Here is an 11233-nt window from a genome sequence, read left to right as displayed (position 1 = left end):
ACGGCGACAACGTCTCCAGCGACGCGCCGACCGCGACAGAGTTGCTGCGGGCGCATATCCTGCCCGCCTGCCAGCACGAGAGTCCGGTCCCCGATGGCACGATAGCGCCGGTCCCTGATAGCACGAGATGATTCACAGCTTATCCCCAGGTCGAGTTGTCGAGCGGCGACGGCCGCGCGGGATGCCGAGCGCGTCGGGATCGGTTGGTACGAAGGACAGGATTTCGGGCCCGCCGACGCATTGCTCGATGGTCAGGCGGTAGCCGGGTAGCGGCTGACGGCGAACGATGTCTCGCAGGTCGTAGGCGAAGTGTTTGAGCGGCGAGAGGCTGCCAGACTTTGCGTGGAGATGCGGGAAATCGAAGCTCCAGCCGAATTCCTGCTTGCCGCCATGCTTGCGCACGAGGCGGTACAGCCAGCGCTCCAGGCCGCCAGTCAGCCCGAAATAGTCACGGTCAATGGTGAGGACCAAAGCATCGTCGAGGACGGCGCCGTAGAACCAGTCGGGTACGATCAGTTCGAGCCCGAGCGGCCGGCCGCGGTGATCGGCGCGCTCCTTCCATTCGTTGATCCAGGAAAAGCGGTGCATCCGCCGCTCGGTGGGCTGGCGGATCGAGGTCGCGATGGTGGTGGATTGAAGTCGGTCGAGCGCGGCCTTCAGGCGGTCGTAATCGCGCAGCGAGACGCCGCGTCCGATGAAGTTCAGAATTTCATAGGGCGTGGTCGCCATGAGGCGAGACGGGCGCAGGCCGACGTCACGGGCTTCGACAATCTGCGAGGCCGCCCAGATCAGGACGTCTGCGTCCCAGATCGTCGCCATGCCGTGTTCGGGCACGGCTTCGACGCGGATCTTCACCGAACCGGCCTTGAAGTCGATCGGTGTCAGGCGCTTCGATTTGGCGAGCGAGAAGAACGGATAGGCCATGAGGTCCTGCGCATCGCGCGGCGCAAGATCGCCGGGCAGCGCCCGGAACAGATCGAGCTGCGCGCGCTCGTCGCGGTGGTGCGGGCGGGACGACATGGCCGGTCGTCTCAGCGCGGCTGGCGGCCGGCGAGGCGGCGGTCCAATGACTCCTGCCTCTTGGCGGGAAGCACTGAGCCGCGCGGGTCGGAGGTCGAGTTGACGAGGCCGCGGTCGGCCCAGGTCTGGAGATCCTCGATGGCGTAGACGACTCGGCCGCCGAGCTTCCGATAAGCCGGGCCGGTCCCGTAGGTGCGATGCTTCTCAAGCGTGCGCTCCGACAGTCCAAGGAAGCGGGCGGCTTCTTGCGTGCGCAGGTAGCGTGGCGGGATGCCGGCGGTAGTTTCGGCCATTGTCGAGCCTCCGTGGTCTCATCGGGGGCCGCTGCCGTCAGGCGGCGGTTCGAGAGCACGGTGGCGTGAAGGCGGTGGGTCGGACGATGTCGAAGATAGGTATCTAATTTCGACACGCCTCGGGCGGTCGACGACGGGCTATGATCGGCGGGGTCGACGGAGAAGCGAACGGTAACCGCCTTCGACGAGTTTTAGGCCGTCGCGTGCCAGCCGGATGGTGGTTTCCCGCAGAGCGTCCCCGGCCCAGGAGGCGGCATCGATCTTATGCGTAGGGAACATGGATTCTGCGATCGACCGATACGTCGCCCCGGCAAGACGTGCGTCGACGACCCGCAGCATTTGCGGGGCGCGCTGACGCCGCTGCTCGGTCATGCGGTTGTCGGCAGGGAGAGGGCGGCCGCGGATCGCAGCCCACAGGCGGCTGATAGCGTAGAGCCGGTCGGGGGTATCTTCGTCCAGGATGACCACGGCAACGAGTCCCCTGCCGTCAGTTGGCGGCAGAAAGGTCACGTTGATGTTTTCATCGCGAACGGCGAGCCGTGCGTGACGGCCGTCAGCTTCAAAGATTGCGTGGGACCGCAGAACGTCGTCAGCGGCAGCCGGGGCGCCCAAAAGCGCAGGCTGCGGTTCGAGCAGAACGGCGCCGGGGTCGGTGATCGGGGTCCAAAAGACCGGTTGGCGGAGGGCAGTAAGCGCCGGGTCCAAAGCGAAAGGATAACCCCCATTGCTCTGCGAAGCGGCGGGCTTGCTCGCCGCTTACCTGCCCGCCGCGAGCAAGCTCATAGTAAGACTCGCGATATTGGCGGTTTCGCCGGAGGAACTCCCAAGCGAGATCTGAAGTATGGAGTTGATCAATATAATCGTAGGCGTCGCTAGACCGCCAATCGCTCTCCTGGGGCATCCTCTGTTCTCCCATGCCCGCGTTGAACGCGAGTTGTGCATGAGAGACGATTCCAAGTTGAGTTTAGCTTGGGAAGTTCGAAGGCAGACGAACGTGATGCAGGTCCTGCATCACGTCGCCGCTCAATGGTAACCCGCACGGAGGAGATGGCGGTATCCGTTTTCGGTCATCCATTTGGCGCGGGCGAGATGAGTGGCATGAATCTGGGCTGCTCGACGGGGCTCGGCTGCGGGGTCAAGTCCGAACAGAAGTTCGACCACTTCTTCCCAAGCCGCACCTTCCGCCTCGGCGTCGAGCAGCCTGAGGTACAGTTTGAGATGCGCCTGATCGTAGGCGGTGAGCGCCGCCCCGAGCGGCGGTTCGTCCAGATATTCTGCGTTGGTCACGATGAGCCCCACGAGTCATTCGTATCCAATTTGGAGCGGTTTGTTAACCGTAATGATATCCCGTGCCACACCGCCGCGGTTTGACGCAAAATCAGGATGGTCGGGCGGGTTCGCCCGAAAAAGTCGTCAAGGGTTGTCCTTGTCACCAACCAGCATCACTCCCACGCTTTGGCCGGAGTTGAGCAGGACGACGCCGCTGGCCTCAAAGGCGCGCCGGACCTGATCGCGAGTCGATTCATACACCCCAAGTCCGCTGTCGGATTCGAGGCGCTTCAACGCGGTCAGTGATACCCGGGCCTTGTCAGCGAGCGTCTCCTGTGTCCAACCCAGCAACGCGCGTGCGGCCCGCGATTGTCGGGCGGTGATCATGCATGATCACCTCCCACTTGGACCTACTCGCACGCTAGAACTACGGCTATAATAGTCGTTCTTGCGGACTGGGGCCAGCGGTTCTGGCTTTTTGGCGCCTCGTTTTAATCGCATTGCCGCGAACTGATTCGGTTCGCGCAGGCGTTTGGCCCCGCCCGGTTTGTCCGGGCGGGGCGTCGCGCTACCCTTACTCGCCGTTGCGGCGGCCGTTAGGGCGGGACCAGATGAGGCTGAAGCCTTCGCCTTCCTCGTCGTCGAAGAGGTTGGCGTAGATCGGGGCGTTGAAGCTGGGATCGTCGAGCTTCAGGCCCAGGTAGGCGCGGCCCTCGTTGGAGGTTTTGGACCAGGCGGCGCCGATCTCGACGTTATGCGGTGCTCCGCATAACGCCGATTATGCGTAGCGCATGATTATGCGGAGTCTGGTGTCGAGAATGGCGGGTTTTCGCTGCTTTTGCCGTGTTCGCGCTCCACATAATATCAGCGGTGGTGCCGCAGCGCCTCGCCGGGTGGCGGGGCGCCGCGGGCTTAAGGTCACCGCGACCAGATCAGCGCATGTTCGCCATCGTCGCCTTCGAAGAGGTTGGCGTAGATGGGTGCGGTGAACGACGGATCGTCGAGCTTGACCGAGTGATAGACCCGGTCGTCCTTCGAGGTGCGGCGCCATGCGGCACCGATCTCGACGCCCGAGACGACCACCCTGAGGTCGGGCGCCTTCTCGCTGGCAGTGGCCGGATCGCTGGGGGTCAGGCGGGCCTGGACGTTGAACGCCAGGGTCTTGATGGTGCCCGTGTAGCTGCCATCGCTGTTGCGGGCGAACGTGCCGATCTGTGTCATGATAGTCTCCTTGGTCCTCGAAGCCGCCCGATGCGGCCTCGATGGCGGTCGATCAGGCGGCGTGATCGCCGGGCTGCACCTGTGGCCGAAGCGTAGCGAAGGACGACGGAGCCCGGGCTTCTTGCCTCGCGAGGAAGGCGCTTCAGCGCCGGGGAAGAAGGTCGGGCGGAGCCGTTGCACGCCCGGCGGGATCGCCGCCAGACAAGCCATCCAAAGAGGCCATGGCGCGGCTGAGCGACCAAGGTGACCAGCATCATCGGCTCGTTCGTGCCGCTGCGCGCAAGCCCATCGCACCTCAAGTCGGCACGGCATGCGGGTCCGCCATCAGCGATGCGATCAGCGCATCGGGTGCCTTGAACCGACCACGTCGGAGCGCCGGCGGGAGCACCGCCTCGACCGCCTCGAGCTTCTCGGACGGGTCCATCCGCAGATACACTTCGGTGGTCCGGATGTCGGCATGACCGAGCCACAACGCGACCTTGCGGATGTCGCGCGTGGCCTGGAGCATGATGACCGCGCAGCTGTGCCGCAACAGGTGTGGCGTCAGCGTGCGCCCCGCCAGGGTCGGGCAGACGCGGGCGGCTGTCGCGGCATGTTTTTCCAGGATGTATTCGAACCCCGCCCGCGTCATCGCGTCGCCGTGGGCATTGACGAACAGCTCCGGGGCCGGCGCTCGCCCACGGACCGCCAGCCAGGCGCGAACGTCGCGCGCGGTTTCCTTCCAGAGCGGAAGGCTCCGTTCGCGCCGGCCCTTGCCCATCACCAAGATGCTGGGCGCGGGCTGCAAGGTGACGTTTTCCAAGCGCAGACCGACCAGCTCGGATACGCGCAAGCCCGCTGCGAAGCAGACGTGCAGCATGGCTCGATCGCGTATCCCTGAGCGGGTACACAGGTCGGGAGCATCGAGTACGGCCTGCACCTCCGCCATTGTCAGGTGGCGGATCAGCTTCTGATCGTATCGCTTGCCCGGGATCGCATTGATCTGCGCGATCTGTTCGAGCGCGCGGGGATGCTTGAACTCGACGTAGCGCATGAACGCCTTGATCGCGGCGAGCCGGACATTGCGGGTGGCGGGGCTATTGCCGCGCTCGCGCTCGATATAGCCAAGGAACGCGAGCACCATTTCGGCATCGATCTGTTCAAGCATCAGCTGCGATGGCCGCGTTCGCAGCCGCCCCGCCGCGAACGCGAACAGCAGCCTGAAGCTATACGCATAGGTGTCGCAGCTGTGTGGGCTGAGGCCGCGCTGGCGCGGCATATGTTCGCGCAGGAAGCCGGTGATGAGCGGGGCGATCGGCGTCATGCGCACCTCCCGAGGGCGAGCATTTCGGCGGCAGCCGCGATGTCGCCCATCAGCTCGGGCGTCGCCCCCAGATACCAGTAGGTGTGCTTGATATGACCGTGCCCGAGGTAGGTGGAGAGCGCGACAAAGTCGCGGGCCACCTCTTCCCGTCCGGCAGCGCACTGCTCCAGCACGCGCGTCGCGAACGTATGGCGAAGGTCATGCAGGCGCGGACGGCGCGGACGATCCGTGGCGATTCCGGCCCGCCGCAACACGCCGTGGAACACATGGCGAGCCGTGCTATTAGGCAAGGGCTGGCCGCATTCCGTCAGGAACAGGCGGCTTTCAAGGCCGCCATAGCGTTGGCGGACATCCAGATAGGCGTCGAGCTTTGCCATGACGCTCGGATGCAGCGGCACGAGGCGGTTCTTGTTGAACTTGGTCGCACGGATATGCAGCACGCCGTCCGCGAGCACGTCGTCGAGCCGCAGCTTGAGCGCCTCGGATATGCGTAGCCCGGTTGCGGCGATCAGGCCGAACAGCATCTCGTAGGTATGTGGCTTGAGCGGATTGAGGCGGGTTGCACGCAGTTCGCGTGCGGCCGTCAGCATCCGCGCCACCTCTTCGGTCGAGAAGATATAGGGCGCCGGCCTCGATCGCGGACGATAGAACAGATGGTGCTGTGGCACTTCGTGTCCAGCATCTTCGGCACGCAGGAAGCGGGCGAACAGGGCCAGCTCCTGGAGCCTTCGATAATAGCTGTCCTGGGTCGAGGACGTTGCCGCCGCCCATGCCAGCGCGGTGTTGTTGCGCACATGGACGTCACCGACGCTCGCCGCATATTCCGCGAATGAGGCCAGATGAGCGGATGTTTTGCGGAGCTTGAAGCCGAACGAACGGCGCAGCTCGATGTAGCGGTACGCGCCGTCGATCAGCATGACGACCTCCCGGGCCAGGGCTGCGCGATGGTCGATAGAAGTCCCAAGTCGACCTTGGCGTAATGCGCGGTCATTGCCGCCGCGCGGTGACGCAGCACGCTGCCCACATCGGCCAGGCTGACTCCGTGGCGCAGCATTGCGGTCGCAGCCGTATGGCGCAGGATATGGGCACCCTTATGCGGACAGTCGATGCCGGAGCGCCGGTACGCCGCCGACGCGAGGCATTTGACGGCGATGCGGTTGATGGGTCTGAGCGGCGCGGTCTCCGTCAGGAACAACGCGCGCGCCGGCATCGCCGGCCGCGCACGCTCTATATAAGCGATGATCGCATCGCCGACCTCCTGACTGAGCGGGAGCAGTTCCTCCCGCCGTCCTTTTCCGAGCAGGCGGATGCTGCCCCGCCGCCAGTCGATGTCGTCGAACGTCAGCCGAGCGACCTCGCTCGCGCGCATGCCGAGCCGCACAAGCAACAGGATGATCGCGCGATCGCGCAGACGCCGTTCCCCTTCGCACGCTGCGAGGATCCGCACGATATCCGTGTCGGGCAGGAACCGCGGGATCGATGTCAGCCGCCAGGTCGCGGCCTTGGGCATCGCATGATCGAGCCCGGGCGGGCAGCGCCCGGTCGCGATCAGGAAGCGCAGGAACGCGCGGAGCCCGACCCCGATACCTTTCAGGCGGGCGCCGGATACTGTGCCCGCGCGCGCCAGCATGAAGCGTCGGATCGCGGCGGCGTCATAGGTAGCAGGGTCATCGCCGAGCTGGGCGATGAACGGCAGGATCGCGATGCGATAGGTGCCGAGCGTCGTCTCCGCGAGGCCATGTTGCTCGCGCGCCCAGCCCATAAACTCGGTCATAAGTGCCGGCTCCGGCTTTGCCGGTAGGCGCGGCAACACGCCGCGATCCTCGAGATAGCTGATGAACAGCTTGCCGGTTTCCACGGCATCCTTGTTGATGTCGCCGCGGAACCGGCGGCGATATCCCGCCTCGATCAAGGCGAACGATGCCGCGTGCGCTCCGCGGATCGTGCCGAGCGCATAGCCGTTTTCGCGCGACCATTGCGTCCAGCTCGCAAGCAACCTCATCCGTTCGATGATGGTGAGTGGCGTATATCGTCGCTCGCGGAGCCACTGCTCGAAGCCGTCCGCATGATCCGCGGCCATGCCAGCTTCCAAGCGGCCAATGACTGAGTTCTTACGAACATAAACACCTGTCGGCATGCGCTTCCTCCTGGATATTGGAGGCGGGACTATGGCCCGACGTGCCTGATGTTCGGAACGCCGGCAGTTATGCTGGCATCTGTCATCGATACGCGGGCAAGCCGATCCGGTTGCCGCTCCCGTACTGTGGCACCCACGTCCTCGCAGGCCTTGGCTGTGGCTGATCGGCCCCATGATGCGGTCTTCGACCCGGCCTGGTCCCCGCAACAGCGGTCGTACGATCTTCTTCCCCGCCGGCTTCGCCGGCTCCTCGCGGAGCAACAAGATCTTCGCCCGCCGTCCTCCGCGTTGCTGCGGCCCGCCGGGTGCGGGTCGGCCGTCACGGGGCTCCTGATCGCCACAAGGCCGCGACGGTCGCGGGCTTGAGCACAGCAAAGGAGACTATCATGACGCAGATCGGCACGTTCGCCCGCAACAGCGATGGCAGCTTCACGGGCACCATCAAGACCCTGGCGTTCAACGTCCAGGCCCGCCTCACCCCCAGCGATGACCGCACCAGCGAGAAGGCGCCCGACCTCAGGGTGGTCGTCGCAGGCGTCGAGATCGGAGCCGCATGGCGCCGCACCTCGAAGGACGACCGGGTCTATCACTCGGTCAAGCTCGACGATCCGTCGTTCACCGCGCCCATCTATGCCAACCTCTTCGAGGGCGATGATGGCGAGCACGCGCTGATCTGGTTGCGATGATCAGATGAACTGCGGCGCCACGTGGCGCCGCAGTTCATTGGCTGCAAGTTGACATTGTCGATGTCAGCCGTAGAGGTGCAGCCAGATATTGATGCAATCTAGCTGTCGAGCCCTGTCGAAGGGCAGCTAGAGTCCTCCCGGCAGGTGGAGGACTGCATGCTCGCGATAAAGATCGCCGCTGTTCCGCTTGCCCTTTTTATCGTCTCGATGGCCGGACGGATTTGGGATGCCCGCGCTGCTGGGCGGCTAGCTGGCCTACCCGTTATCGCAGGCCCCATACTCCTTCTGCTCGCCATCAGCGAAGGAAGCGCATTCGCGGCCAAAGCGGCTCAGCTTTCCATGAGCGCGATCCTGGCGTCCGAAGGCTTCAACTTCGCTTATGCCTGGACATGTCGACGTACAGGTTGGCGCCTGTCGCTTACATTGGGGCTCTTTACATGGCTGCTGACCGCTACGTTTCTGGCAGCAATGCCATCCTCTGCCACATCCTCCGCAGCCATTGCCGTTACAGCGGCATTCTTTGGCCAAGCCTTTCTGCCCAAGCTTCGTACGCCCCCGTATCAAGCGACGGCATCTTCCGGCGATCTGTTATTGCGCATGCTCAGCGGCGCGGTGCTTACTCTCATCGTCACCGACGTGGCGGGATGTGTCGGTCCGAAGTGGAGCGGTCTTCTAACGGTGTTTCCCGTGCTGGGCTGCGTTTTAGCGGTGTCTTGCCAACGTGCGCACGGCAGCGAGTATGTCATAGCCCTGTTTCGGGGAATGGCATTGGGACGATTTTCATTCATCGCCTTCTGCCTCATCCTGATCCTTGTGCTCCCTTTGCAATCCATTCCCGTCGCATTTCTCGGAGCAGCTTTTGTGGCCATCGCAGTTCAGACGTTCGTCTTGAGAATCACGAGACTCACGCCATCGCGGGCCATTCCATCCAACGATGAACAGGCGCGCGCATAAGGCTGATTCGAGCAAGGAGCCGCCACACCGCCACCGTTATTATGTGGAGCGCTGCCAAGGCAAAAGCGGCGGACAACCGCCACTCCCAGCACCCAACTCCGCATAATCATGCGCTACGCATAATCGACGTTATGCGGTGCTCCGCATAAGGCGGAGATCGGCGCCGCCTGGTCCAAGCGCTCCAACGAGGGCCGCGACTATCTGGGCCTCAAGCTCGACGATCCGAGCTTCAACGCCCCGATCTACGCCAACCTCTTCGACGACGAAGAAGGCGACACCTTCTCGCTGATCTGGTCCCGCCCCAACGGGCGGCGCGGCGACTGAGACCCCGCGCAAGGCTCCGGCCAAAAGGCCGGAGCCTTCGGCGCCCAAGGCGACCGAATCAGTTCACCTCACCGGTGAGTTGACACCGGTTCAAAGACGAGTTTTAGCCTCGCCAAGCCTGCCAAAGGCGACTATTATAGTCGTTTTCGTGGCGTGCGAAGTCCGGTCTGTAGGAGGTGGTCATGCATGATCACCGCCCGACAGTCACGGGCCGCCCGCGCGTTACTTGGTTGGAATCAGGAGACGCTCGCTGACAAGGCCCTAGTATCGCTGACCGCTCTGAAGCGAGTCGAGTCCGCGAACGGCCTCGGCGTGCATGAGTCTACGCGTGACCAGGTCCGGCGAGCACTTGAGGAGAACGGTATCGTCTTCCTCAACTCCGATCAGGGCGAAGGGGTGATGATTGTCCGGCAAGATCGTCAGCGGCCGCAGGGACGCGCGTAAGTCCAACAATGCCGCATTGCGCCGTCGTTTTTACGATACCACCGTCGTGCAAACTCCATCCGTTTCGGATATGACCCGGTGGGGACGTTAACTATGAGCGTTAAATCCGACTTTCTCGACCAACCGCCGACGGACGCGCGGCTAACCGACTACGACCGCGCACATCTTGCGACTTACCTGCGCTTGCTCGATGCCGAAAGTGAAGGCGCGCCGTGGGAAGAAGTGGCCGAGATCATCTTCGGCATCGATCCGAAGGGCGATCTGCTGCGCGCCCAAGCTGTCTATGAGACCCACTTAGCGCGGGCGCATTGGATGACCAACAACGGTTACCGCGACCTCATACGATCCAGTTTTCATTAACCTTTTTCGGCTCAGTGATGCAAATGCTGCATCACCCGCGTTACCCTTCGGGCTTCCCAAATTGCCCCTCAACCGCGAATCATCATGGCTTGCAGTCCTCGCGCTGAGCGAGGCGTGGGAGGCCATTCGATGCCGGAGCAAGGCACATGGCGGATCTCGACCGCCTACGATTATGTAAATGAACTCGATGCTCCGGACTTGGCCTGGGAATTTCTGAGGCGCAATCCCGAGTATCAGCAAGACTACACGCGGCTGAAGCGAAGAGGTCTCGGAGAAGATCAGGCCGCTGCAGCTCTGTCCGCCAAATGGGGGTTATCCTTTCGCGGTCGACCCCAACCTTCCGGCCCCCAGCGCGAACGCGGCCTGGACGCCGACTGCCGATCCCTGGACGCTGATCCTGCAGGCGCTCCCGACATGCATTGCACCTGCGGCTGATGGGGACATGCCGACCACTGAACACGATATCGCCGACGCGCGCATCCGCGTCGGCGATGAGGTGGTGCGCGCGCGCCGCGTCGGCCCCGGCGCGGTCGAGCCGCCCGGCGCCGCGATCGTGCTGCTCGATGATACCACCCCGGACCGACTGGAGGCGCTTGCACGCTACTGGCGCGGCCTGCACGCACCGCCAGCGCCACCAGACCCGCGGGTGACACCGCAGCGGCGCCAGCGCCTGCGCCAGATGCTTCGCGCCATCGACGCACGGCTCGAACGCCAAAGCTATCGCGCCATCGCGACTGTGCTCTTCCCGAAACACCCAATTGAGGCGGCGTCCTGGGCGGGCGACGCCCTACGCGAGACGACGATCCGGCTCGCCCGCGATGGGATGAAGCTCGTCCATGGCGGCTATCGCGAGCTCCTCAAGCGCCCCCGCAAACCCTAGCGACGCATGCCCCGCCAACTCGCACAGCGCTCCGTCGCTGCGGCGAGAGAAATCAAGAATCGGATAGGCCGCTCGCTCTTCGAGCCAGGTCGATCGAGGGTCAAGCTTGTGGGAGAGGCTCGTGAGGCGCTTTGGCGCATCTCTAACCAGCTCAAAGCCGGAAACGATATCGTCTCGAAGATCGCTCAAAAGAGCCAACGGAGTTTGATCTAGGAAGAAAGCGCATGAGCCGGGAGAATACCGGCCCATGCTGATTCAGGGCTTATTTGGTAGCGTCCGCGGACGAGGTGTAAATTCGAGGACCGCTTTGGCGGGGATTGGGGTGGCCATCGGGCCATGCGG

16 protein-coding genes and 2 pseudogenes are annotated in these 11233 nt (G+C 63.8%); 7 read left to right on the top strand and 11 right to left on the bottom strand.

All coding sequences use genetic code 11. The features are described 5' to 3' along the window. Positions 1 to 132 precede the first annotated feature (132 nt). From K2Y56_RS22435 to K2Y56_RS22390, 11 genes and pseudogenes are all read right to left on the bottom strand, one after another. Positions 133 to 1020, bottom strand: coding sequence for a replication initiator protein A (locus K2Y56_RS22435; RefSeq protein ID WP_151690342.1), 888 nt, complete (start codon positions 1018 to 1020; stop codon positions 133 to 135). 11 nt (positions 1021 to 1031) lie between these two features. After that, complete coding sequence (locus K2Y56_RS22430) at positions 1032 to 1313, bottom strand: helix-turn-helix domain-containing protein (protein ID WP_151690341.1); 282 nt, start codon at positions 1311 to 1313, stop codon at positions 1032 to 1034. Between the two features lie 138 nt (positions 1314 to 1451). After that, positions 1452 to 2018: a DUF2285 domain-containing protein gene (locus tag K2Y56_RS22425; protein WP_235918394.1), complete on the bottom strand. Its 567-nt coding sequence runs from the start codon at positions 2016 to 2018 to the stop codon at positions 1452 to 1454. Next, positions 1903 to 2214: a DUF6499 domain-containing protein gene (locus K2Y56_RS26605; protein ID WP_366849330.1), complete on the bottom strand. Its 312-nt coding sequence runs from the start codon at positions 2212 to 2214 to the stop codon at positions 1903 to 1905. The genes K2Y56_RS22425 and K2Y56_RS26605 overlap by 116 nt, the downstream gene beginning before the upstream one ends. 122 nt (positions 2215 to 2336) lie before the next feature. Continuing rightward, positions 2337 to 2612: a DUF2285 domain-containing protein gene (locus K2Y56_RS22420; RefSeq protein ID WP_151690340.1), complete on the bottom strand. Its 276-nt coding sequence runs from the start codon at positions 2610 to 2612 to the stop codon at positions 2337 to 2339. Between the two features lie 114 nt (positions 2613 to 2726). Beyond that, on the bottom strand, positions 2727 to 2969 hold the full coding sequence (locus K2Y56_RS22415) for a helix-turn-helix transcriptional regulator (protein ID WP_151690339.1): 243 nt from the start codon (positions 2967 to 2969) through the stop codon (positions 2727 to 2729). 187 nt (positions 2970 to 3156) lie between these two features. Then, positions 3157 to 3330: pseudogene (locus K2Y56_RS22410) on the bottom strand (DUF736 domain-containing protein); the annotation flags it as partial. Between the two features lie 170 nt (positions 3331 to 3500). Then, positions 3501 to 3803, bottom strand: coding sequence for a DUF736 domain-containing protein (locus K2Y56_RS22405; RefSeq protein ID WP_292513037.1), 303 nt, complete (start codon positions 3801 to 3803; stop codon positions 3501 to 3503). Positions 3804 to 4098: 295 nt separating this feature from the next. After that, positions 4099 to 5106 carry a tyrosine-type recombinase/integrase gene (locus K2Y56_RS22400; protein WP_292513034.1) on the bottom strand — a complete coding sequence of 336 codons (1008 nt, stop codon included), beginning with the start codon at positions 5104 to 5106 and terminating at the stop codon, positions 4099 to 4101. Then, positions 5103 to 6023 (bottom strand): tyrosine-type recombinase/integrase, encoded by a 921-nt coding sequence (locus K2Y56_RS22395; RefSeq protein WP_292513031.1) that lies wholly within the window; start codon positions 6021 to 6023, stop codon positions 5103 to 5105. Before K2Y56_RS22395 ends, K2Y56_RS22400 begins: the two co-directional genes overlap by 4 nt. After that, the gene (locus K2Y56_RS22390) at positions 6017 to 7243 is read right to left on the bottom strand and encodes a tyrosine-type recombinase/integrase (RefSeq protein ID WP_292513028.1); all 1227 of its coding nucleotides are present in this window, start codon (positions 7241 to 7243) and stop codon (positions 6017 to 6019) included. The genes K2Y56_RS22395 and K2Y56_RS22390 overlap by 7 nt, the downstream gene beginning before the upstream one ends. 386 nt (positions 7244 to 7629) lie before the next feature. Here K2Y56_RS22390 and K2Y56_RS22385 point away from each other — a divergent pair, with 386 nt between their 5' ends. The 7 genes and pseudogenes from K2Y56_RS22385 (at position 7630) to K2Y56_RS22355 (ending at position 10891) form a co-directional block, all read left to right on the top strand. Continuing rightward, positions 7630 to 7929 carry a DUF736 domain-containing protein gene (locus K2Y56_RS22385; protein ID WP_292513025.1) on the top strand — a complete coding sequence of 100 codons (300 nt, stop codon included), beginning with the start codon at positions 7630 to 7632 and terminating at the stop codon, positions 7927 to 7929. Positions 7930 to 8085: 156 nt separating this feature from the next. Beyond that, positions 8086 to 8883 (top strand): hypothetical protein, encoded by a 798-nt coding sequence (locus K2Y56_RS22380; protein ID WP_292513022.1) that lies wholly within the window; start codon positions 8086 to 8088, stop codon positions 8881 to 8883. Positions 8884 to 9030: 147 nt separating this feature from the next. Then, positions 9031 to 9207: pseudogene (locus K2Y56_RS22375) on the top strand (DUF736 domain-containing protein); the annotation flags it as partial. 186 nt (positions 9208 to 9393) lie between these two features. Beyond that, positions 9394 to 9651 carry a hypothetical protein gene (locus K2Y56_RS22370; protein WP_292513019.1) on the top strand — a complete coding sequence of 86 codons (258 nt, stop codon included), beginning with the start codon at positions 9394 to 9396 and terminating at the stop codon, positions 9649 to 9651. Positions 9652 to 9744: 93 nt separating this feature from the next. After that, positions 9745 to 10011: a DUF2285 domain-containing protein gene (locus K2Y56_RS22365; RefSeq protein WP_292513016.1), complete on the top strand. Its 267-nt coding sequence runs from the start codon at positions 9745 to 9747 to the stop codon at positions 10009 to 10011. Positions 10012 to 10095: 84 nt separating this feature from the next. Next, complete coding sequence (locus K2Y56_RS22360; RefSeq protein WP_366849325.1) at positions 10096 to 10446, top strand: DUF6499 domain-containing protein; 351 nt, start codon at positions 10096 to 10098, stop codon at positions 10444 to 10446. 7 nt (positions 10447 to 10453) lie between these two features. Then, a complete protein-coding gene (locus K2Y56_RS22355) occupies positions 10454 to 10891 on the top strand; it encodes a DUF2285 domain-containing protein (protein WP_292513010.1) in 438 nt (145 codons plus the stop codon). Positions 10892 to 11233 lie beyond the last annotated feature (342 nt).

The sequence above is a fragment of the Methylobacterium sp. genome (assembly GCF_019745455.1).
Classification (GTDB): Bacteria; Pseudomonadota; Alphaproteobacteria; order Rhizobiales; family Beijerinckiaceae; genus Methylobacterium.
The sequence above is the reverse complement of the archived record's forward strand: the minus strand, read 5'-3'. Positions and strand labels throughout refer to the sequence as shown.

Excerpts from the sequence above, each read along its gene's own strand:
- K2Y56_RS22390 (WP_292513028.1), bottom strand. The coding sequence starts at position 7,243 with ATGCCGACAGGTGTTTATGTTCGTAAGAACTCAGTCATTGGCCGCTTG.
- K2Y56_RS22400 (WP_292513034.1), bottom strand. The coding sequence starts at position 5,106 with ATGACGCCGATCGCCCCGCTCATCACCGGCTTCCTGCGCGAACATATG.
- K2Y56_RS22355 (WP_292513010.1), top strand. The coding sequence starts at position 10,454 with ATGCCGACCACTGAACACGATATCGCCGACGCGCGCATCCGCGTCGGC.
- K2Y56_RS22360 (WP_366849325.1), top strand. The coding sequence starts at position 10,096 with ATGGCTTGCAGTCCTCGCGCTGAGCGAGGCGTGGGAGGCCATTCGATG.
- K2Y56_RS22430 (WP_151690341.1), bottom strand. The coding sequence starts at position 1,313 with ATGGCCGAAACTACCGCCGGCATCCCGCCACGCTACCTGCGCACGCAA.
- K2Y56_RS22395 (WP_292513031.1), bottom strand. The coding sequence starts at position 6,023 with ATGCTGATCGACGGCGCGTACCGCTACATCGAGCTGCGCCGTTCGTTC.
- K2Y56_RS22380 (WP_292513022.1), top strand. The coding sequence starts at position 8,086 with ATGCTCGCGATAAAGATCGCCGCTGTTCCGCTTGCCCTTTTTATCGTC.
- K2Y56_RS22415 (WP_151690339.1), bottom strand. The coding sequence starts at position 2,969 with ATGATCACCGCCCGACAATCGCGGGCCGCACGCGCGTTGCTGGGTTGG.
- K2Y56_RS22385 (WP_292513025.1), top strand. The coding sequence starts at position 7,630 with ATGACGCAGATCGGCACGTTCGCCCGCAACAGCGATGGCAGCTTCACG.
- K2Y56_RS26605 (WP_366849330.1), bottom strand. The coding sequence starts at position 2,214 with ATGCCCCAGGAGAGCGATTGGCGGTCTAGCGACGCCTACGATTATATT.
- K2Y56_RS22365 (WP_292513016.1), top strand. The coding sequence starts at position 9,745 with ATGAGCGTTAAATCCGACTTTCTCGACCAACCGCCGACGGACGCGCGG.
- K2Y56_RS22370 (WP_292513019.1), top strand. The coding sequence starts at position 9,394 with ATGATCACCGCCCGACAGTCACGGGCCGCCCGCGCGTTACTTGGTTGG.
- K2Y56_RS22435 (WP_151690342.1), bottom strand. The coding sequence starts at position 1,020 with ATGTCGTCCCGCCCGCACCACCGCGACGAGCGCGCGCAGCTCGATCTG.
- K2Y56_RS22405 (WP_292513037.1), bottom strand. The coding sequence starts at position 3,803 with ATGACACAGATCGGCACGTTCGCCCGCAACAGCGATGGCAGCTACACG.